At 40.6% G+C, this 23,335-nt stretch carries 17 protein-coding genes and 1 tRNA gene; 1 reads left to right on the top strand and 17 read right to left on the bottom strand.

Features of this window, described 5'->3' with window-relative positions; translation table 11 throughout:
- Window positions 1-24 precede the first annotated feature (24 nt).
- The 16 genes from IJI01_RS04825 to IJI01_RS04900 all read right to left on the bottom strand — a co-directional run bounded on the left by IJI01_RS04825 (window position 25) and on the right by IJI01_RS04900 (window position 20,759).
- Window positions 25-2,307 (bottom strand): RelA/SpoT family protein, encoded by a 2,283-nt coding sequence (locus tag IJI01_RS04825; RefSeq protein ID WP_292186608.1) that lies wholly within the window; start codon window positions 2,305-2,307, stop codon window positions 25-27.
- 4 nt (window positions 2,308-2,311) lie between these two features.
- A complete protein-coding gene (locus tag IJI01_RS04830; RefSeq protein WP_292186611.1) occupies window positions 2,312-2,836 on the bottom strand; it encodes an adenine phosphoribosyltransferase in 525 nt (174 codons plus the stop codon).
- A gap of 104 nt (window positions 2,837-2,940) precedes the next feature.
- Window positions 2,941-3,013: transfer RNA gene (locus IJI01_RS04835), tRNA-Thr, on the bottom strand.
- A 71-nt stretch (window positions 3,014-3,084) separates the two neighbouring features.
- Window positions 3,085-5,610 (bottom strand): 1,4-alpha-glucan branching protein GlgB, encoded by a 2,526-nt coding sequence (gene glgB / locus IJI01_RS04840; RefSeq protein ID WP_292186614.1) that lies wholly within the window; start codon window positions 5,608-5,610, stop codon window positions 3,085-3,087.
- Window positions 5,611-5,644: 34 nt separating this feature from the next.
- Complete coding sequence (locus IJI01_RS04845) at window positions 5,645-6,898, bottom strand: DUF1015 domain-containing protein (RefSeq protein ID WP_292186617.1); 1,254 nt, start codon at window positions 6,896-6,898, stop codon at window positions 5,645-5,647.
- A gap of 97 nt (window positions 6,899-6,995) precedes the next feature.
- On the bottom strand, window positions 6,996-8,165 hold the full coding sequence (locus IJI01_RS04850; RefSeq protein WP_292186620.1) for a phosphoglycerate dehydrogenase: 1,170 nt from the start codon (window positions 8,163-8,165) through the stop codon (window positions 6,996-6,998).
- 24 nt (window positions 8,166-8,189) lie between these two features.
- The gene (serC, locus tag IJI01_RS04855) at window positions 8,190-9,269 is read right to left on the bottom strand and encodes a 3-phosphoserine/phosphohydroxythreonine transaminase (RefSeq protein ID WP_292186623.1); all 1,080 of its coding nucleotides are present in this window, start codon (window positions 9,267-9,269) and stop codon (window positions 8,190-8,192) included.
- A gap of 289 nt (window positions 9,270-9,558) precedes the next feature.
- Complete coding sequence (locus IJI01_RS04860) at window positions 9,559-9,855, bottom strand: hypothetical protein (RefSeq protein ID WP_292186626.1); 297 nt, start codon at window positions 9,853-9,855, stop codon at window positions 9,559-9,561.
- 232 nt (window positions 9,856-10,087) lie between these two features.
- Entirely contained in the window at window positions 10,088-11,665 is a 1,578-nt protein-coding gene (locus IJI01_RS04865; RefSeq protein WP_292186628.1) for a L,D-transpeptidase, read from the bottom strand.
- A 35-nt stretch (window positions 11,666-11,700) separates the two neighbouring features.
- Window positions 11,701-13,383: a biosynthetic-type acetolactate synthase large subunit gene (gene ilvB, locus IJI01_RS04870; protein ID WP_292186630.1), complete on the bottom strand. Its 1,683-nt coding sequence runs from the start codon at window positions 13,381-13,383 to the stop codon at window positions 11,701-11,703.
- Between the two features lie 21 nt (window positions 13,384-13,404).
- The gene (ilvD, locus tag IJI01_RS04875; protein WP_292186935.1) at window positions 13,405-15,069 is read right to left on the bottom strand and encodes a dihydroxy-acid dehydratase; all 1,665 of its coding nucleotides are present in this window, start codon (window positions 15,067-15,069) and stop codon (window positions 13,405-13,407) included.
- Between the two features lie 20 nt (window positions 15,070-15,089).
- On the bottom strand, window positions 15,090-16,784 hold the full coding sequence (locus IJI01_RS04880; RefSeq protein WP_292186635.1) for a glycosyltransferase family 39 protein: 1,695 nt from the start codon (window positions 16,782-16,784) through the stop codon (window positions 15,090-15,092).
- Window positions 16,759-17,862, bottom strand: coding sequence for a 3-isopropylmalate dehydrogenase (leuB, locus tag IJI01_RS04885; RefSeq protein WP_292186637.1), 1,104 nt, complete (start codon window positions 17,860-17,862; stop codon window positions 16,759-16,761). Before leuB ends, IJI01_RS04880 begins: the two co-directional genes overlap by 26 nt.
- A gap of 118 nt (window positions 17,863-17,980) precedes the next feature.
- Window positions 17,981-18,334 (bottom strand): preprotein translocase subunit YajC, encoded by a 354-nt coding sequence (yajC, locus tag IJI01_RS04890; RefSeq protein ID WP_292186639.1) that lies wholly within the window; start codon window positions 18,332-18,334, stop codon window positions 17,981-17,983.
- Window positions 18,335-18,403: 69 nt separating this feature from the next.
- On the bottom strand, window positions 18,404-19,585 hold the full coding sequence (gene tgt / locus IJI01_RS04895) for a tRNA guanosine(34) transglycosylase Tgt (RefSeq protein WP_292186642.1): 1,182 nt from the start codon (window positions 19,583-19,585) through the stop codon (window positions 18,404-18,406).
- 49 nt (window positions 19,586-19,634) lie between these two features.
- Complete coding sequence (locus IJI01_RS04900; protein WP_292186645.1) at window positions 19,635-20,759, bottom strand: M15 family metallopeptidase; 1,125 nt, start codon at window positions 20,757-20,759, stop codon at window positions 19,635-19,637.
- A gap of 208 nt (window positions 20,760-20,967) precedes the next feature.
- Here IJI01_RS04900 and aroC point away from each other — a divergent pair, with 208 nt between their 5' ends.
- Window positions 20,968-22,071 carry a chorismate synthase gene (aroC, locus tag IJI01_RS04905; protein ID WP_292186647.1) on the top strand — a complete coding sequence of 368 codons (1,104 nt, stop codon included), beginning with the start codon at window positions 20,968-20,970 and terminating at the stop codon, window positions 22,069-22,071.
- A gap of 87 nt (window positions 22,072-22,158) precedes the next feature.
- Here aroC and IJI01_RS04910 read toward each other — a convergent pair whose 3' ends face one another.
- Window positions 22,159-23,223 carry a lactonase family protein gene (locus IJI01_RS04910; RefSeq protein WP_292186650.1) on the bottom strand — a complete coding sequence of 355 codons (1,065 nt, stop codon included), beginning with the start codon at window positions 23,221-23,223 and terminating at the stop codon, window positions 22,159-22,161.
- Window positions 23,224-23,335 lie beyond the last annotated feature (112 nt).

Here is a 23,335-nt window from a genome sequence, read left to right on the forward strand (position 1 = left end):
TAAGTAAAAGAAAAACTACAGCTATTACCCTGTAGTTCTCTCTATATCAATAACACTATCAATTTGTCTGATCTTATCAACTATCTCACGAAGCTGATCTCTTGATGATACCTGGAAAGAAGTCTCCATAGTAGCAAGACCCTGCTTGCTGGTTCTGGTATTCATAGAGATGATATCGATATCCTTCTCAGACAATGTTCTGGAAATATCTGCAAGAAGTCCGCTTCTGTTATTAGCAAAGATCTTGATGGTAGCAGCATATTTGCCGCCTGGTCCTGAAGTATCTGACTGCCACTTGGCTTCTATGAGTCTTGTTCTATCCTCTTCCTGCATCTTGATAACATTGACGCAGTCCTTACGATGGATAGATACGCCTCTTCCGCGTGTTACGAAACCACAGATATCGTCGCCTGGTACTGGGTTACAGCACTTAGAGAAACGAACAGCTACATCATGAACGCCCTTAACAATAATGGCATTATCAGAGCTGGAAATCTGAGGAGTCACATTGGACTCAGCTACAGCAGCCAAAACCTCTTCATCGGTAATATTACGTTTATGTTCCTTATCACCAAGCTCCAGCATCTTGTTGATGATCTGCCCTTCACGAAGTCCGCCATGACCAACTGCAGCAAGCACAGCCTCCCAATCATGGAAGCCATATTTCCTGGTGATAATATCCTGAAACTCAGGTTTGGATATAGCAAAAAGATCTATTCCCTTACTCTTACAGTACTCTATTAGCTGTTCACGTCCTCTTGCTATGTTTTCTTCTTTTAATTCATGTCTGAACCACTGGTTGATCTTGTTCTTGGTAGAAGTAGCCTTGGCAATTGAAAGCCAGTCTCTACTTGGTCCTCTTGAATTCTGGCTTGTAACAATTTCAATTCTGTCACCATTCTGAATCTTGTAATCAATAGGAACAAGCTTGCCATTAACCTTGGCGCCAATCATCTTGTTACCAACAGCGCTGTGTACACTATAGGCAAAATCTATAGGTGTGGAGCCTGCTGGAAGGTTCTTAACTTCTCCAGTAGGAGTAAAGCAGTAAACATCATCAGAAAACAGGTTCAGATCGCTCTTAAGGAGGTTCATGAATTCCTGGTTATCTGACATGTCCTGTTGCCATTCAAGAATCTGACGAAGCCAAATGAGCTTCTCTTCCTCACCGTTCTCTGCCTTCTTGCCATCCGATGCTTCCTTATATTTCCAGTGGGCAGCGATACCGTATTCAGCAGCCTTATGCATATCATAAGTTCTGATCTGAATTTCAAATGGCTGACCAGTCTGGCCGATCAGAGTCGTATGAAGAGACTGATACATATTAGGCTTGGGCATAGCGATGTAATCTTTAAATCTACCTGGAATAGGCTTATAGAGCTCATGAATTACACCAAGAGCCGCGTAACAATCCTTGACTGTTCCAACAATGATTCTGATAGCAAACAGATCATATATCTGGTCAAGAGTCTTATTCTGGTTACGCATTTTCTTATAAATACTAAAGAAATGCTTAACTCTTCCGTTTACTTCGCCTTCTATACCAGCAGCCTTGATAGCACTGCGAACATTCTCGCAAATGTCCTCGACGTATTTTTCTCTTTCACTTTTTCTGATGGAAACCTTATCTACAAGATCGTAGTAGACATCAGGCTTGAGATATTTCAAAGAAAGGTCATCAAGTTCAACCTTAATCCTGCTGATACCTAATCTACCTGCAATAGGTGAATAGATATCAAGAGTTTCCTGGGCAATCCTCTGCTGTTTCTCAGGAGGCATATGTCCAAGAGTTCTCATATTATGCAGTCTATCTGCCAATTTGATCAGAATAACTCTGATATCCTTGGCCATAGCAAGGAACATCTTACGCAGATTCTGCGCCTGCATATCAATCTGTTCCTGCGTCTTATTGGTATTATCTGTAGAGAGCTGCAAAGCTGTCAATTTGGTAACACCATCTACAAGAAGCGCTACGTCAGCTCCAAAGCTCTCTTCTATTTCTTCCTTGGTACATATAGTATCTTCAACGACATCATGAAGAAGCCCTGCTGCTATGGTCTCTTTGTCCATTTCCAAATCAGCAAGGATTATTGCAACACAAAGCGGGTGAATGATATATGGCTCACCAGATTTGCGTAGCTGTCCATGATGGGCTTCTGCCGCCTGATTGTATGCCTTCTCAATAAGGGAAATATCATCCGAGGGATGATATTTCCTAACTCTCTTGATCAGTCCTTCATACAGGGAATCAGGTGTCTGAAACTCTTCAATGGCTTCAATTTTTCCATCGTCGAAATTCTGGGGCATCTAATTACTTCCCTTCGTAACTAATAGCTGCATCAAGTCTGTAATTCTTAATTCTCTCTCTGCCGTTAAGTCCCTTGAGCTCCATGAGAACTGCAACACCAGCAACTTCTCCGCCAAGCTTCTCAACAAGTTTGATCATAGCTTCAATTGTACCACCTGTAGCCATAAGGTCATCTACAAGAAGAACCTTCTGTCCTGGCTTGATAGCATCCTTGTGAAGCTCTAAAACAGCCTTGCCATACTCAAGGTCATACTCAACCTCGATTGTCTCGCATGGAAGCTTACCTTTTTTACGTACTGGAACAAGTGCCTTGCCTCTGTTGAAAGCAATAGGAGCACTGAAGATAAATCCTCTTGACTCTGCTCCGAGAACTACATCAAAGTCAAGATCCTTAACCATGTCCTGCATCTTCTCGATAGCAAGATGGAATCCGTCTGGATCCTGAAGTACAGAGGTAATGTCTCTGAACATGATTCCTTTCTCTGGGAAATCAGGTATTGTTCTTACGTAATCTTTTAAATCTTTCATTTCTCGTCCTCTCTATATTATTACTCCGCTTCACACCACATGAAACCAGAGTAATTTGTTTTATGAAATATTAATTCAAATTACATTATATCACAAAATAAAAAAGCTGGAAAAGGGACTCGAACCCTCGACCTACTGATTACGAATCAGTTGCGCTACCAACTGCGCCATTCCAGCTTGTGACAAAACACAAACCATATTATACAACAGCCCTCCTACAGGCTGCAATACCTGAGGAGGGCTAAATATCACTTCTTATCAGATTTATTTGTTGTTTTCTTAACTGTAGACTTAGCTGCGCTCTTACTGCCAGTTTTAGCAGTAGTCTTCTTCGCATTTGTAGTCTTAGTAGTCTTCTTGGCAGTAGAAGCCTTCTTGCCGGCACTAAGGCCCTTTACAGCTTCGTCAGTCACAATACTAAAGATTCTCTCTTCCTCGATCTTTTCGTATTTTTCTTCGATAGCCTTTTCCTGCTCAGCAAGTTCTTTTTCATATTTGAGCTTGAGCTGTTCAAGGAGCTTCTGTTCTTCAAGGCTTTGCTTCTGTTTAAGAGCTTCTAAGGCTTCCTGACGCTCTTTTTCTTTCCTGAGCTCCTCTTCCTCCTTGATAGCACGGATTTTCTTTTCCTGCTCTGTATATGGAGTAAAGCTAAAGATAGCGAGAGAAACTGGTGCAATCTTGATAGAGATGCTATAGTTTCTGCCGTCTATATCATTTCTCTTGGATTCTATGCGTCCTTCGTTAAGAAGTCCACTTCCGCCATAGTTAAGACTATCACTGTTAAATATCTCAGTATATCTGCCGTCTACAGGTACACCAATCTCGTATTCTCTCTCAACACCCGCCATATTAGCAACTACAAGTAAAGTCTCTCTGTCATTAGTACTCTTTCTGACAAAAGAAAGCATGCACTGGTCAGAAGCCATATTGTTGATCCACTCAAAGCCGCTGTCTGAGCCATCAAGCTCGTGAAGCGCATCATGATCAAAGTAAAGCTCGTTGAGCTTCTTTAACAGATTCTCAACAAATACTGACTGATCTATTGTAAGAGCATCCGGAGACATATACAGATGTTTACGTCCAGGATGAACCATCATAAATGACAATGCCAGTCTTAAATTTGCCATCTTCTGGGATGAATCACCAGGCATCAGATAATACAGGCCTTCAAGACCTTTTTCTACATCTTCATGTGTAAATGCCAGCACAAATCTCTCTGTATAGCTGTAAATAAGGCTGAAGGTAAGCTCATCGTGGTGACCAGCTCTGAAAAGAGGATCATTCTGCATATAAGACAAGAAATCTCTGGTCCACCCATTATTCCACTTAAAGTCAAAGCCAAGACCGCCCTCGTCAACACTGTCTGTAAGCTGAGGCCAGCAGGCTGTTTCCTTTGTAATAGTAATAACACCTGGATTGTTCTTGTGAACTATAGTGTTAAACTGCTTGAGGAACTCGAGAGCTTCAAGATTCTCATTACCTCCGTAGATATTAGGCATCCACTCTCCTGGCTTCCTGTCGTAGTCAAGGTACAGAATCCTTGAAATATCAGAAGTTCTAAGGCCATCGATATGGAAGTTCTCAATCCAATAAAGCGCGTTGGAAATAAGGAAGTTTGTTACTTCCTTTCTGCCGTAGTCAAAGATCATATCACCAGACTTGGGATGTACGCCAATTCTTGGATCTTCATATTCAAACAATGCTCTACCATCAAAATCGCTAAGACCACAGGAGGACTTAGGGAAGAATGTAGGAACCCAGTCGAGAATAACTCTCACACCAGCATTATGCATTGTATTAACAAAGGTCATGAATTCGTTTGTACTTCCGCTTGAATTATCAAGGGCAAAGAAATCCATAATATGATAAAAATGACCTGGAAGATGCTTCATTACAGGCATAAGCTCAATTGTATTAAAGCCATGATTCTTGACATACTCAAGGATATCAGCAGTAATATCCTTCATGCTACTCTTCTCATCGTGTCTGTCAGCAAATGCCTCAAGAGAAATCTCGCAGATTGATAACGGATCCTCATCAAGGTCAAATTTTCTGCGGTTAGCAAGCCACTTCTCGTCAGTCCATCTGATCTGCTTGAGGCTTCTAACTACAGAAATAACACCATTTTCGCCCTTGGATTCAAAAGCAAACGGATCAGGTCTCTTATATACAAGACCGCTTCTTGTCTTAATCTCGAACTGGTAGCCATCATTTTCCTTGGCACCAGGAACAAATATCTCAAAAATACCGATAGGATCAAGCCTGTGCATCTGACAGGTTCTGCCATCCCAGTTATTGAAATCACCAATAACACTAACTCTTGCTGCTGTTGGAGCCCATACAGCAAACTCAGTTCCAGCGACACCGTTTCTGACCATAGGATGAGCGCCAAGCTTCTCATAAATATGGTAGTGAATGCCACTTCCAAATTTTATGAAATCCTCTCTGTCCATGAGAGGTCCAAAAGCATAAGGATCATCTACAGTATGTTCTTTACCTTCAGCATCCTTGATGATGTACTGATATTTGAGCTTATCGACGTAAGGAATAATAGCAGCAAAAAAACCTGCCTCATCAGTCAGTTCCATCTCATATTCCTTGCCAGTCTGCTCCACCCTCACTTTAACAGTATCTGCATCAGGATAAAAAGCCTGAACCAGATAACTGTTTCCTACTTTATGTGCACCGAGAATTCTGTGAGGATTATCACCATCAGAATAGATAATCTCCTCAATCTCAGGCCAATTCATCATTTTATACAGTTTACTAGTCACTGCATTCCCCTCCAAAATGAATAATTTTCAGAACTTATCTAATTTTATCATTAATTGTATGAATAAATAACCCACTAAGTAGCTTAGGTTCAAACCATGTAGACTTAGGAGGCATGAGAAGTCCGGCGTCTGCCACATCAAAGAGTTCTGCTATTGATGTAGGATAAAGAGAAAACGCTAATTTGCAGTCTGTATGGCATCTCTTTTCCAGTTCATCAAGGCCTCTGATTCCGCCCACAAAGTCAATTCTCTTGTCTGTTCTCGGATCCCCTATACCAAGGACCGGGCCAAGTACATTGTTCTGAAGCACAGATACGTCAAGCCCCTCAACAGGATCAGAATTCTTAATGCTGTCTTTGGCATTTAACCTGTACCATTTATCCTCAAGGAAAAGGCCATACTCCCCTTTCTGAGAAGGCTTAACCTGAGCATCAGACTCTTTTACCTCAAACATCTCTGAAAGCTTAGCCATAAAGTCATTTGCTGATAAGCCGTTCAAATCCTTAACCACTCTGTTGTAGTCCATGATCATAAGCTCATCATCAGGGAAAAGAACAGACAAAAAGTAATCAGACTGAAGTTTTCCCTTGATCTGGCCCTTTAGTTCTTCTCTTTTCCTAAGGCCAACCTTAACTGCTGATGCACATCTGTGGTGACCATCAGCAATATAGATTGAATCTATAGTAGTAAATACTCTGCAGATTGTTTCTGTCTCTTCAAGGTCAGAAATAACGAAGATTCGGTTGCGAACTCCATCCTCAGAGACGAATTCATATACAGGTTCATCCATCTCTTTTACCTTATCAACAAGGTCGGCGATCAGCTTGTTCTTCCTATAGCACAGGAAAATAGGTCCAGTCTGGGCTTCACAGGTATAGACATGATTTATTCTGTCCTGCTCTTTTTCTTCTCTTGTATTCTCATGCTTCTTGATGACATTATTGAGATAATCATCAATTGAAGCACAGGCCACAATACCAGTCTGAGTGCGGCCATTCATTGTCTGCTCATATATATAGTAGCAAGGAGTTTCATCCTGGATAAAAGAGCCATCGGAAATCTTCCCCCAAAGCATTTCCTTAGCTTTATCGTATACTTCCTGCGCATACATATCCTGATCAGGTGCAAACTGCGTCTCAGGTCTGTCTATAGCAAGAAAAGAATCAGGTTTTCTCTGAACCTTCTCATAAGCCTCCTGTCTGTTAAAAACATCATAAGGAAGCGAAGCTATTTTTTCTTCAAGTCCTGAAGCAGGTCTATACGCCTTAAAAGGCTTGATATCTGCCATAATTCATCCTCCAACAATACTCATGTAGTCATAAATATAATAATATCGGGCAGGAACCGCGATTCCCACCCGATTATTATAGCATATATAGGGAGTTTTATACGTCCTTGCGAACGATTCTTACTCTGATAACATCATCGATCTTCTCGATTTTGCTAACGATAGCATCCTCAATCTCATCCTCAAGATCGATAAGTGTATAAGCATAGTCACCACGTGACTTATTGCTCATGTCCTTGATGTTGTATCCAGCATTTCCAAGGAAGGAAGTGAACTGACTGATCATATTAGCTACATTCTTGTGAATTATAGCAAGTCTTGGGCCAGCACATACGCCCATATCACAGTTAGGAAGGTTAACTGAGTTGTTGATGTTACCATTCTCAAGATAATCCTTGAGCTCAAGAACGGCCTTAACAGCGCAGTTATCCTCAGATTCCTCTGTAGAAGCTCCAAGATGAGGAATTACGATACATCCATCGTGACCAGCAATTGTAGGATTTGGGAAATCTGTTACATACTTGCGGATCTTACCTGAATTGATTCCTGCAAGAACATCAACTTCATTGCAGAGAATATCTCTAGCAAGGTTAATGAGGATTACGCCCTTTTTCATCTTAGCAATAGCAGCCTCGTTGATCATTCCCTTTGTAGAATCAAGAGCAGGAACATGAATTGTAATGATATCGCACTTTGAATAGATATCATCTACATTTGTAACGTGCTTAACATCTGAAGAAAGTCTCCATGCTGCGTCAATTGAAAGATATGGATCATAGCCATAAACTTCCATACCCAGCTGACGAGCAGCGTTAGCAACTCTTACGCCGATAGCTCCCAGTCCAATGATACCGAGCTTTTTACCAAAGATTTCAGTTCCAGCAAATTTCTTTTTGCTCTTCTCTGTAAGCTTGGCAATGTCAGGATCACCAGCATTAGCCTTAACCCACTCAGTTCCACCGATGATATCACGGCTTGCGATAAGCATAGCTGCAAGAACCATCTCTTTTACGCCGTTGGCATTAGCACCTGGTGTGTTGAAAACAACGATACCCTTCTTGGCACAATCATCTGTAGGAATATTATTAACACCAGCGCCAGCTCTTGCGATAGCAAGAAGGTTATCAGAAAATTCCATTTCAAGCATGTTGGCACTTCTAACGAGAATGCCATCAGCATCATCTACATTATCAACAGCCTCGTACTGATCAGTGAAATTATTAAGACCAATCTTGGCAATAGGGTTCATACACTTATACTTGTACACTTTAGGTTTCCTCCTTGTATCCGATCAGTTATTCTTTTCAAATTCATTCATGAAATCAACTAGCTTCTGAACGCCTTCCTGAGGCATTGCGTTGTAGATACTAGCTCTCATTCCGCCAACAGTTCTATGTCCCTTAAGGCTTACAAAGCCTGCCTTAGTAGCTTCAGCAATAAACTTAGCATTGAGTTCTTCGCTATCTGTTACGAAAGGAACATTCATAAGTGAACGATCCTCAGGTCTAACTGTTCCCTTGAACATCTTGCTCTGATCAAGATAGTCATAAAGAATCTTGGCCTTAGCTTCGTTTCTCTTCTTCATCTCCTCAAGACCACCCTGAGCCTTAAGCCACTTGAATACAAGGCCGCACATGTAGATGCTCCAGCAGTTAGGTGTGTTGTATAAAGAACCATTGTCTGCCTGTGTCTTCCACTTGAGCATTGTAGGTGTGTATGTAGGAACATCATCTGTAATGAGGTCTTCTCTGATAATGCTGATAACAAGACCAGCAGGTCCTACGTTCTTCTGTACACCGCCGTAGATAACCCCGTACTTGGTTACATCTACAGGCTCTGACAAGAAGCAGGATGAAACGTCTGATACAAGAATATGTCCCTTTGTGTTAGGAAGTGTCTTGAACTTTGTTCCATAGATTGTATTGTTCTCGCAGATGTATACATAATCAAGATCATCAGGAATATCAAGATCTGAACAATCAGGAATATATGAGAAAGTCTTATCAGCACTTGATGCAAGCTCTACAGCCTCACCATACTTCTGAGCTTCCTGATATGCCTTCTTAGCCCACTGACCAGTAATGATATATCCAGCCTTTTTATTCTTCATAAGGTTAAGAGGAACTGCTGCAAACTGCTGGCTTGCGCCACCCTGTAAAAAAAGAACCTTGTAGTTATCAGGGATATTCATAAGATCTCTGATGTCCTGCTCTGCAGTCTGAATAACCTTGTCGAAGGTCTTTGATCTATGGCTCATCTCATTGATAGACATTCCGCATCCATCATAATCAAGCATCTCTGCAGCTGCCTGCTTAAGTACTTCCTCTGGCAGAACCGCTGGGCCTGCTGAAAAATTGTAAACTCGTGACATTTCGTTGCTCCTCCTAATCATTCCTTATGTTTTTATTCATTTTTATCGAATTAGTGATAAAATACTTTGTCGGTTTAAATCGATAAAACAATCCTTAAAAATCATTTTACTTTCAAAATATTTTTTGTCAATATCGTTATTCAATAATTAATGTTATTGAATTATTTTTTTGTAATATAAAGCACCAGATAATTCACTTTGTAAATATGAATTATCCGATGCCATATTCGTTTAGCACTATATGTAAAATTCTTCCTGACAGCTTAATTCAAGCCGCTTACGTACGTATTTAATGATTGATAATATAGCACAAAACCAGCAATCCAATCATGTACATTACCCAAAGAAATCCGCCGATGATCGCTGCAATTTTTGCAATTAGATATTTCTTTTTGGCTGCATCAAATCTCATATTTTGTGCCTCTTTCATTCCAAGAATTCCAAAAAGAATTACCGGACCACCTGTAAATACTCCGCAGACTATTCCACAAAGTGCAATTTCCACAAGTCCGATTATTAAGCCATTACATATTGCATCTAATTGAACCATATAGCCATAATAGATGCAGATTTCCAGTAGATTCAAGTATTGAGTGCATCTATAATGATAGAACCATTGATTTTTGATGAAAACGATAAGCAGAAACACCATAAACGAGCATCGATAATAGCAAAATGAATAGAATTGATGCAATTCAATTTAAAAATGGGCCAAAGCAAAAAACACACCAGCGCGCAAGCACTGATGTGTTCTAACAATTCAAAAATATAATAGATAAACCGTTCTCTGGTCCAGCGACCAATTGTACAATTCATCATCAATAATGCAAAATAACCGGAGTTCCAACCTCTGCAACTTCCCAGAGAACAGAAACCTTATCTTCAGGGCAATTTATACATCCATGGGAGCCGTCAGTTTTGTAAATTTCATCACCAAATTCACTGCGCCAGTTAGCATCATGAATACCTACTCCCTTATTAACTCCGAGCCAATAATTAACATAGGACACGTAATCAACGCCTCGAAGGTAGGTGTGATATCGTTTGTTGTAGATATCAAAGATACCTGTAGGAGTAGCTCTTCCTCTGTTAACATTGCCTGTAACAACAGGCATATCCATATTAAGAGCGCCGTCTACATAGTAGTACAGATGCTGCTTGTTCATATCAACTTCGATGTAAGTGTCACCCAGCATCTCTCTAGCATTATATTCTTTGGTTCCCTTTATAAAAATATCGTTTCCCGAATCCTTGTCAGAATTCTTTTCATCTTCTCCGTCTAGGAAAGCATTACAGATACTATCATACAGAGCCTTGCCATCTATGAGCGAGCCATCGCCCTTTTTGCCACTGCTGATAAGTACCTGATCAGTGATTCCCTTTCTGTACCTGTCCATGCACCAGCCAGTTGTATACTGATCAGCAAGATTCATGGCATATTCATAGATTCTGCTCTCAGAGATTATGAGATTACCATTCTCATCCTCAATAAGTCCCTGATTATCATAAAAGCTGTCTTCTTCAGAGATCTCTTTTTCCTGACCACCTATAATAAATAAGCCAGAACCAGGATTATTCTTATCCTTCTCCTCTAAGAGAGCATCTTCAAGTTCTCCGTTTGCTAGTATGAAATCACTAATATCGCCTGCATCAACGACAATTTTCTCATCAAACAGGGTAAAAGAAATATCTCGTGACTGAAGTGCATCGATCTTAGCAAATTCTGTGGCAATATCCTCGTGGTCGTAAATAAGCTGTTCAGAAATATCCGTGTAGTTCTCATTAGTATACTCATCAACACCACTTGTCTCGATTTTGTATCTTTGAGTCAGATCAAATTCCGGTTCAAACCTATAGATTGCATCCTTAATGTTGTAATAGATGTTATCCATTATAGGCAGGTAACTGTAATTTGATTCAATCTTGTAGCCGTTATCCCCTTTAACAAGCCGAGCATAAAGTTCATCATAAGATGTCAGTGCATCCCATTCCAGAAGTCTGTATAAGAGCTCTGTTTCATCAAAAGAAACATGTGGCATTATCTCACTAGCAAGATTCTTCTTCCTGTAAAGAGTCTGCCACCATTTAAAGCCTCCTCTACATGTCATGATGGTATTAAGTGAAGGCTCAAAGGTGTAAACCATCTTGATATCGTCGCCTGATATAAACAGTTCCTCGCCATTTATATCAATTACCCTGATACCATCATATGGATACTTTTTAATAAGCTCAGCATCAACTTCTTCTACAGTCTTACCGGTACAATAAATATCGTCAATCCAGATAAACGCTGGAAAGACGCCCTCATACCATAAACTTAGGAATACATAGAGCGAACCACACACAACCAAAACGCATGCGCATATAAGCGCTGCTATCAGGCCTCTTTTTTTCATTTTTCTCCTCAAAACAATACTTTTTTATTACAAGATCACTTGGACTTTGCAGATAAATCTTTCTCATCAAAAGCATCGCTAATAGAAGCTCCCGCAGGAACCATAGGGAATACTTTATCGTCCTCCTCTATTATACAATCAATAAGCACAGGTTTGTCAGATTTAAGTGCTTTTTTTAACGCTGGAGCGACCTCGCTCTTCTTGGTAACACGAATAGCCTCGCAACCAAGCCCCTCAGCGACCTTGCAGTAATCAACTTTATCAGAAAAAATGGTCTGTGAATAGTGTTTCTCGTAAAAAAGTGTCTGCCACTGCCTAACCATACCAAGAACGCTATTATTGATAACGATCTCAATAATAGGCAGATTGTATCTGGATGCAGTAGCCAGCTCATTCATATTCATTCTAAAGCAGCCATCACCAGCGATATTGATAACCTGCTTGTCAGGATTGCCAACCTTGGCACCAATGCAGGCTCCGAGACCATAGCCCATTGTTCCAAGTCCGCCACTTGTCAGGAATGTTCGAGGATTCTTATATTTATAATACTGTGCAGCCCACATCTGATGCTGTCCAACATCTGTAGTGATAATGGCATCATCTTTTGTGAGTTTATCAAGTTCTTCAATGATATATGGGCAGGTAAGTTTACCCTCATCATAGAAAAGAGGGAATTTCTTCTTGTAATCATCAATCTTAGCAAGCCATTCGCTGTGATCCATCTGTTCAAGTTTGCTGTTAAGAGCACTCAAAACAAGCTTGAGGTCGCCAACAACAGCATAATTAACGCGAATGTTCTTGTTGATCTCAGCTGCATCCACGTCTATCTGCAGTATCTTGGCCTTAGAAGCAAAGGTCTTGGCATTACCGGTAACTCTGTCTGAGAATCTGGCACCTAGTGTAATTAAAAGGTCGCACTCACTAACTCCAAAGTTAGAAGTCTTGGTTCCATGCATACCAATCATGCCTGTATAGAGCTTATGAGTACCATCAAACGCGCCCTTACCCATAAGTGTGTCGCATACGGGAGCCTGAATGAGTTCCGCAAACTTTTTTAACTCCTTGGAAGCACCTGAAATAACAGCGCCACCGCCAACATAGATGTATGGTCTCTTGGAAGCCTTGATCATCTTGATAGCTGCATTGATATCGTCGGATTTAAAGGTCTTCTCTGGTTCTTCATCTGCAATAACTACAGGTCTAAAATCACAGGTCTTGGCAGTAACATCCTTGGTAATATCCACAAGTACAGGACCTGGTCTGCCTGTTCTGGCAATCTTGAAAGCTTTGCGAATTGTATCAGCAAGTTCTTTTACATCCTTGACGATATATCCATGCTTGGTAATAGGCATAGTAATACCTGCAATATCAACCTCCTGGAAAGAATCCTTACCAAGTAGAGGAAGATTTACATTACAGGTAATAGCAACCATAGGAACTGAATCCATATAAGCTGTAGCAATACCTGTTACAAGATTTGTTGAACCAGGGCCACTGGTAGCAAAGCATACGCCAACCTTACCTGTAGATCTTGCATAACCATCAGCAGCGTGGGCTGCACCCTGCTCATGGCTTGTAAGAACATGCAAAAAATCATCACCCTGTTTATATAATTCATCGTAAATGTTAAGGATTGTTCCGCCAGGATATCCAAAAATTGTATCCACACCCTGTTCTTTCAAACATTCCAATACGATCTGAGCACCAGTTAACTGCATCTTTTCATACTCCTCTTTTACTTATTTTATTTCAAGGATAGCTCCACGGTTACCACTTGTTACAAGCTCTCTGTAGCGAGCAAGATATCCTGTATTAACCTTAGGCTCTCTAGGCTGCCATTTCTCTCTTCTCTTGGCGAGCTCTTCATCAGAAACCTTAACATTAAGAGAGTTGTTAGGAATATCAATACTGATGATATCACCCTCTTCGATAAGTGCAATAGGTCCACCTACAGCAGCTTCGGGAGATACATGTCCGATGGAAGCACCACGGCTTGCACCTGAGAATCTACCATCTGTGATAAGAGCAACAGTTGAGCCAAGTCCCATTCCGGCAATAGCTGATGTAGGATTGAGCATCTCTCTCATACCAGGGCCGCCCTTAGGGCCTTCATATCTGATAACAACAACGTCTCCAGCAACAATCTTGCCACCAAGAATTGCAGAAATAGCATCCTCTTCACAGTCGAATACTCTTGCAGGTCCTTCATGCGTCATCATCTCAGGAGCAACAGCTGACTTTTTAACAATACCTGTATCAGGAGCTATGTTGCCCTTAAGGACTGCAATACCGCCTGACTGCATGTATGGATTCTCGATAGGTCTGATAACCTCTGGATTAAGGTTACGTACGCCCTCAAGGTTTTCTTTTACAGTCTTACCAGTAGCTGTGATCACATCTGTGTTGATGAGGTTCTTCTTAACAAGTTCGCTCATAACAGCAAGAACACCACCAGCCTCGTTGAGGTCTTCCATGTATGTTGGGCCAGCAGGTGCAAGGTGACACAGGTTAGGAGTCTTAGCTGATACTTCGTTAGCAATTTCCATATCAAGTTCAACACCAGCTTCATGCGCGATAGCTGGAAGATGAAGCATTGTGTTTGTTGAGCAGCCAAGTGCCATATCCATAGCCATAGCATTCATGAATGCATCCTTGGTCATGATATCCTTAGGTCTGATATTCTTCTCAATAAGATTCATTACAGCGTAACCAGCATGCTTAGCAAGTCTGATACGTGCAGAATAAACAGCTGGGATTGTTCCGTTTCCAGGAAGTCCCATACCAATAGCCTCTGTAAGGCAGTTCATAGAGTTAGCTGTGTACATACCTGAACATGAGCCACAGGTAGGACAAGCCTTCTCTTCATATTCGCAGAGCTTCTCGTTAGTCATCTTGCCTGCTGATACGCTACCAACAGCCTCAAACATAGATGAAAGTGAAGTCTTATGACCATCTACTCTACCAGCCATCATAGGGCCGCCGGATACGAATACAGTAGGGATATTAACTCTTGCAGCAGCCATAAGAAGGCCAGGAACATTCTTATCACAGTTAGGGATACATACCATACCATCAAAAGCATGAGCCTTGGCGAGACACTCAGTACTGTCAGCAATAAGGTCTCTTGTTACAAGTGAATACTTCATTCCAATGTGTCCCATAGCAATACCATCGCATACAGCAATAGCTGGAACAACTACTGGCATACCACCAGCCTCAGCAACAGCAAGCTTAACAGCTTCTGTGATCTTATCAAGATTCATATGTCCTGGAACGATTTCATTATATGAACTAACAATACCAATAAGAGGTTTTCTTCTCTCCTCTTCGGTAAATCCAAGAGCATTAAACAAACTTCTGTGTGGAGCCTGCTGAAGGCCTTCCATTACTCTGTCACTATTCATAGCCATTTTACTTCTCTCCTTTACTTTGTATATAAAATTATTGAATCATTTTCATATTGAATGTGCATAGTATCGAGATATTCCCAGTTAATCGTCTCATACACCTGATAAAACCTTGATAAATACTCTCCACTATATTCCGGATCCATCATATTCCTATCGAGAATAACTACATCGCATCCGGCTACATCTGTTTTATCACAATCTATTCCAAAAGCAAAATTCAAAAGATAATCCTGATCTATATCAAGTACACAAGGATTTTTCCTGTATGCTATATCAGCTATGTACATCGCATTCAGAATATCGTTTTCTCTAGTATCTGCCTGGGAAGTATATGCCTTATCTCCAAGTCTCAAAATAAAGCACAGCATTATGAGAACAACAGGTAAATACACGCCTATTCCGTCATACCATTTGCCTGTACCTTTGACATATTCGTTCTCATTATGTGTAACTGCCTGTTTGCCATCTGATACAAAATATTTGTTATAAATCCTGACAGTAACATTTGTTAGCTTCTCAAATGTTGAGCATACACATATTGTCATGATAAAAGAGCCATAGCCAAATCCGCGAAGTGAAGGCAGATTATGTGTGCTGATAAGAACCAATACAATGTATCCTATGTTGATAATAGCCATAAGGTTAAGGACTGTTCTGCTATATTCAAAGTGTCTCACGCACTCAGTGATCATAATAGCAAGGCCACTTATGATAAAGCCAAGTAGTATAAGCCACATTCCAGGTATCATATAGTTTAACAGATCCACCAGCCACATAAGGAACATATCTCTGAAAAGATCAACGTCGCCAACGCTTATTCTGCGTTGATCGGCCATGTACTGAATACCAGTCCCAAGAGCCTGCACAGGGTTCCTGATAAGGACCGTCATATCCGCATCTCCAAAGAACTGCGAACCTTCTGTCATTACCAGCTCTCTTGCTCCGACCATAAGCCAGATAACTGTATATAATACGAGGCAGGCAAATATACTGACTCCAATGGAAGCTATAAAACTGTTAAGCTTCCTAAGATAAATGTTCTCGGCATCACTTGCATATAGCTTCCTGATTCTGAAGCCATTTATAAAAAGATATACAAGCGCCGTAAGGCAAAGAGGTATAGCCCAGTAAATACTGCTGGGAGTCGTATACACACCATAGACAATGCTGATCACAAAGGTAACTGTATATAGCTTTTTGGATTCTCCGGATTTACATATTTCTGTAACACAGTAAAAAGAAAGCAAAAAGCAAAACGTAGCCAATGTATAGCCTCTTCCCTGCACAGCAAAATCACTTACAACCTGCATTGAAGCATATAAAACCATCGCTCCCAAAGGCATTGCATGAGTAAAATACCTGTTACAAATCCTATACACCATTATCAGATTACTGATTGCACAGATATATGAAACACCTCTAAGACCAATGTAGTTATTACCAAAATAGTTCAAAAAAGCTGATAAAACTGAATAGCCTACATGGTTGTTAGGCGACGGCCAATTAATTGCTGAATATAAAGGCCCGTTATTTATGAAAAGAAAAAAGCTCTCAAGTTCCTCATGCTGCGGAGTTATAACAAACATTCTCCACATATAATAGGCAGCCATTCCAATAACAAACAGCGTTGCAGCCATTGTCTCAGGATCATGTGGAAGTAACTCATATACTTTCTTTTCAGTTTTAGCAATTAGTAATTCTTCCTGCAATTAAATCTCCCATCTGGTTACAGGAAGTCTTGGTAAACTTATCTTCCTGTCCCTTAGGCATCAAGTCTATACTGCGATAGCCATCTTTAAGTATTTCTTTAACTGCTCTTTCTATTGAATCAGCTTCCTTATCAAGATTAAAGGAATATCTGAGCATCATGGCAGCTGAAAGAATAGTTGCTATAGGATTAGCAATGTTCTGACCAGCAATATCAGGAGCACTTCCGTGGCTTGGCTCATACAGGCCAAAGCTAGTATCGTTGAGTGATGCACTTGGAAGCATTCCGATTGAGCCTGTGATCATGCTGGCTTCATCAGACAAAATATCACCGAACATATTCTCAGTAAGCACTACATCAAACTGAGATGGATCTTTAACAAGCTGCATAGCACAGTTATCAACCAGCATATGCTCAAGTGTTACATCTGGATAATCCTCGGCAACCTCTTCTACAACCTTTCTCCAAAGTCTGGAGGAATCAAGCACATTAGCCTTGTCTACACTAATAACACTCTTTCTGCGCTTTCTGGCCACCTCAAAAGCCTTGATGGCGATTCTTCTGATCTCACTTTCCTTGTAGACAAGTGTATCAGTTGCAACCAGCTCTCCATCAACCTCTACAGTCTGTCTGTCTCCAAAATAAAGACCGCCAGTAAGTTCTCTCATAATGAGCATATCAAAGCCCTTGTCACCAGTAGCCTCTTTTAGAGGACATGCATCCTTAAGCTCAGGATAAAGATATGCCGGACGTAAATTAGCAAAAAGATTAAGTGATTTACGAAGCTTAAGTAGTCCAGCTTCAGGACGAAGATTAGGAGGAAGCTTGTACCATGGTGATGTAGATGTGTTACCACCAATAGATCCCATAAGAACTGCATCTGCGGATTTAGCATCTGCTATAGCCTGATCTGTAAGAGGCTCTCCACAGGCATCAATAGAACATCCACCCATCAAAATGTCTTTGTAAACAATCTCGTGTCCAAATACTTCACATACTTTATCAAGAACCTTCTTGGCTTCTGTGACAATCTCTGGCCCGATTCCATCCCCTGGAATGCAGGTTACATTCATCTTCATAACTTTTTCTCCTCCTAAAATTTTGCCACGTCATAAATTTAAAGTGTAACAGTGACATTTTTTCAAAAAAACCTGATTGGAGCAAACCAACCAGGCTTTAATTCGCATACAAATCTAATTACTTCTTCTTAGAATCTGTAGATTCTGAATTTGTAACGATTGCATCCTCAGGCTTCTCAACCTCTACAATAGCTTCCTTGTACATAGGAATACGGCAGTTCTTGTTGTTACCAAACTCAACGATAACCATGTCATCTGTGATATCAAGAATAACACCTACGAAACCACCAGTAGTTCTAACGCTATCTCCTACAGCGAGTGAAGCAAGTGTCTGAGCCTTCTGCTTCTGCTCTTTCCTCTGAGGACGGATCATAATGAAATATAAGAATCCGAATAAAACAACGTAAATAGCAATGATAAACAATGTGTTAACTGAAGAAGCAGCTGCTTCTGAAGTCAAAAGTAAACCCATAACATCCTCCAAACAAAAATATAATATACCAAACCATATTACTAAATAGCTGTAGAAAATTCAAGTAGATTATCCTTTTCTCCAGTTCTTATCAATATTGGCATATTCTTTATTATTAACGCTGTCAAACTCCTGCATTCCATAGAGCTTGTTCTTCTTGTACTCCTGGAATCTTCCAGCATCAATAGCATCTCTGATTTCTTCCATCATATGGTTATAGAAATAGAGATTATGAAGTACGCAAAGTCTTAGTCCCAGCATTTCTCCTGACTTAAGAAGATGTCTGATATAAGCCTTGGAGTAACGTCTGCAGGCTGGGCACTGACAACCTTCCTCAATAGGAGTATCATCAAGCTCATATCTGGCATTCATAAGATTAATGTGACCTCTATTGGTATAGAGATGACCGTGGCGGCCATTTCTACTAGGATATACACAGTCAAAGAAGTCAACGCCTCTTTCAACAGCTTCCAGAATATTGGCTGGTGTTCCTACTCCCATCAGGTATGTTGGCTTCTCACCAGGAAGGTAAGGTACTACAGTCTCAAGCACGTGGTACATCTCCTCATGTGACTCACCTACAGCAAGTCCGCCAACAGCATAGCCATCAAGATCCATATCGCTGATTCTCTTGGCATGCTCTATTCTGATATCATCAAATATCGCACCCTGATTGATTCCAAAGAGCATCTGATCATGGTTGACCGTATATTCAAGGCCATTGAGCCTGTCCATTTCTCTTTTACATCTCTCAAGCCATCTTGTTGTTCTGTCTACAGACATCTGTACATATTCATGCTCAGCCTTGGCTGAAGGACACTCATCAAATGCCATGGCGATTGTAGAACCTAAATGAGACTGGATACGCATACTCTCCTCGGGTCCCATGAACAGCTTGTGTCCATCAATATGAGAATGGAAATATACACCTTCTTCTTTGATTCGTCTGGTTTTGGCAAGAGAAAAGACCTGGAATCCGCCGGAATCTGTCAGAATAGGCTTGTTGCATGACATAAACTTATGCAATCCACCCATACGATAGACTACGTCATCACCTGGTCTCAAATGCAAATGATATGTATTAGAAAGAACGACCTGAGTTCCAATGCCCTCAAGGTCTTCTGTAGATACTCCGCCCTTTATAGCTGCTACAGTTGCAACGTTCATAAATACTGGTGTCTGAACAACGCCATGAACAGTTGTGAACTTAGCTCTTTTGGCACTACCATCTTTTTTAAGAATTTTGTACATAGATAAAAATAACCTCTGGATTTAAATAATATCACAGGAAGACGGGCATTTACTCAACGTAATTGCTCCAGAACTCTTCCAAGCACATACCATTTTGAGCCATAATCGTTGCTGCGTCAACTCCAACATATCTAAAGTGCCAGGGCTCGAACTCTATGCTGGTAATCTCTTCTTTACCAGCTGGATATCTTAGTACAAATCCGTATCTGTAGCTGTTTTCTGCAAGCCACTTACCGGCAGCAGTATTACCAAAGCCTTCATCAAGGCTTGAATAACCATCTGTAATAATATCGATAGCAAGACCAACCTGATGCTCAGAAGAACCAGGAACAGTAACTGCCTGAGAAGCCAGGTTGTAGGCATCCATGTAGGACATTCCGCCGTCCATGTATCTGTTTACCTTATTTGTAAACAGCATTGTCTGTCTCTCCATATCTCTGTAAGGAGAACAGATAATCAGGCTCACACCATCGTTTCTGGCTGCCTTCATCATATCAAGAAGTGGCTGGATGATTCTATCATCACATCTCATGCTGCCACTGATTGTTCCAAGCGGGAATTCATAGTCCTCAGGAATTGGATGCTGCTTGTTGACAAGCATAATCTTCCAATCTCCCTTAGTAAAAGAAATCTCGGAAAGCCCTTCTGTTCCAAGAGCAACTTCTTCATCACTTATTGTGATCTCTGACTCATCTGTCAGTTCACCAGCCTCAAGAATGTCATCAAGAGAAAGCTGATTGTCCATATTAAGATGGTCAGCCTCTGTAACATCTGGATTAACAATTTCCTGGGATTCAATAAGGACCTCTGAATCAAGCTCTACCTGCTCGGCAAGCTCAGCGTCAGATTCCGCTATCTCTTCCTGAGAAATAATCACAGCACTATCAGATACAGCTTCTTCGTGACTGATATCAGAGTCAAAGCTGATATTAAGTGACATTGCTGGATATGAAAAGCTACTACTGGAAATAAAAAATAGGATAATACAAGCCAGACAGGTAAATCTCTTGACATTCCTGTAGAAATAAAACGCAACATTATATGTAAATATAGCCAAAAAAGCATAAATCAACCCAAGAAAAGAAAGATGTTTGTGCTTCCTGTTAAACATCCCTACTTTCGTAATGGTCTTCTCTTTATAGGTGATCTTCTTTTGTAAATTGCTGGCATTCATATCGGAAATCCCCTCTTATTTCAGATACTGTGCACTAAATCGAACTATAGAATTGATTATATAACGTTTTCACAAAAAATTCACCATTTATTTTTTTGGTCCTAGGGGACGGGGTTTGTGGTCCATTTTAAATTGAATAGTTTATTATTCAAAGACATATGATAAAATAGTTGATAAATACTAGATTTTTAAAGAAACGAGGCCGCTTATGTCAGGATCCATCACAGGTAAGAACATTCAGATTTCCACATGGGGCGAATCTCACGGCAAAGCACTTGGAGTTGTCGTAGATGGCTTCCCAGCCGGAATGGAAATAAACGAAGAAGACATCCAGAAATTCCTCGATAGGAGAAAACCTGGAACATCTCCTGCTACTACTCCACGTAAGGAAGATGATCTTGTAGAGATTCTATCTGGTGTATTTGAAGGTAGGACCACAGGAACACCTATTTCCATGATTGTCAGAAATACCTCTCAGAAATCCTCTGACTACAGCGAGATTGCTCAGTATTATAGGCCTGGGCATGCTGATTATGGCTTTGATGCCAAATATGGCTTTAGGGATTATAGAGGCGGCGGACGCTCATCTGGCCGAGAGACAATAGGCCGAGTAGCTGCCGGTGCTCTTTGTTCCAAGCTTCTGTCCCAGATGGGAATTGAAGTTACTGCTTATACAAGAGCAATCGGAAGTGTTGAGATTGATTATTCTAAATTCGATAAAGCTTCTATTCTAGCCAATCCAACAGCAATGCCTGATTCAGATGCTGATAAAAAGGCTATGGAGCTAATTCAGCAGGCTCGAGCTAATGAAGACTCAATTGGTGGAATCATCGAATGTGTTATAAAGGGAGTTCCAGCCGGTGTTGGCGAACCTGTTTTTGATAAGCTTGACGCATGCCTTTCTAAGGCAGTTATGAGTATAGGTGCTGTAAAGGCTGTAGAAATCGGCGATGGAACCCTTGTATCAACCTACCATGGCTCTGATAATAATGACCCATTTATAATAAATGATGGCGTTGTTTCCAAAGAAACCAACCATTCCGGAGGAATCCTCGGTGGAATCTCAGACGGAACAGATATCATTGTAAGAGCTTATGTTAAGCCAACTCCCAGCATTGCCAGAACTCAGCATACTATAAATAAATCCGGCGAGAATATTGATATCAACATCCACGGCCGTCACGATCCTGTGGTAGTTCCAAGAGCTGTCGTTGTCGTTGAGACCATGTGTGCTCACACAATTTTGGATCTGATGATATCCAATATGTCAGCACAGGCTTCTAACATCGTAAACTTTTACAACAACAAATAATATAAGCAAGCATATAAAAAAAGATGTCTCTTTACACTTAGTAAAAAGACATCTTTTATTATTCTCATCATCTTCTGATCCGATCTATCAGCCTTCAAGCTTATGGAATACGATGCAGTTAGGTCTTGAAATAGGCATCTCAGGTCCATTCATTACCATTGTGCCCTTATCCATATCAACTGTGAAGAATGTCATAGTATCTGACTCGTGATTAAGTGATACAAGGTGCTTATTATCAGGGAAAAGAGCTGCATCCTTAGGATACTCTCCTGCTACAGGAAGACATATCTTCTCTGTTAAAAGACCTGTTTCCTTATCTACCTTGAATACAAGAACATTGTTCTCACCAGCTGTTGAGCTAACAAGGTAATTGTAATCCTCCGAGAAAGTCAGAGCTGAGCTTGCAACACCAATTGAATCTGATTCCTCTGAATTATTAACTGACTGGATCTTGTTGAACTCTGGATCACCGTCATTGTCTACGTACTCATAAACTTCTATGCCACACTTCTGTTCAAGGCATACATAGAGGAATCTACCATCCTTAGAAAACTGCATGTGTCTTGGTGAAGACTCCTGATCGCAGTGGATAACGTCAACTTCCTTGATCTTACCTGTCTCATGATCAAGCTTATAAACATTAACTCTGTCCATACCAAGGTCAGCAGCAAGAAGATACTTGTTATCCTTGGATACCTTGATGCACTGTACATGAGGTACATGGTTACGTCCAGCTGCTGTTCCAAGGCCCTTGTGATATCTCTCATCAGTGATCTCACCAATACTACCATCCTTATTAAGACGAAGGATTGTAACCTTACCATCATGATATCCAGCTGTCACAAGGAAATTATCCTCCTGATCCTCATTGACATAACAGCCTCTCATACCATTGATAGAAGCTTCGTTCAAAAACTCAAGGCTTCCATCGGGAAGAATGTGATATGACTCAACACCTGCATCTGTAATTGAATACAGAGTCTTATTGTCATGGGAAATTCCTATATAAGAAGAATTGGTAATCTCAACCTTCTGTTTCTCAGTGAGTCTACCATTTTTAAGATCTACATCATAAATTCTAATACCGTATTTAGTGCCAAGTCCTGAAGTATAACTGGACACATATGCAACATACTTGTCTTTTGCAGCCATCGTTGCCTTCCTCCTAGTAACAAATCCTATATATTTCACATTTTATCACACCAATATAAAACTTTAAATATAAAAAGTATTTGACTCTGCATTATTCTTTATTACAATAAAG

This window comes from Butyrivibrio sp. (genome assembly GCF_017433805.1).
In the GTDB taxonomy this organism is placed as follows: domain Bacteria; phylum Bacillota; class Clostridia; order Lachnospirales; family Lachnospiraceae; genus Butyrivibrio.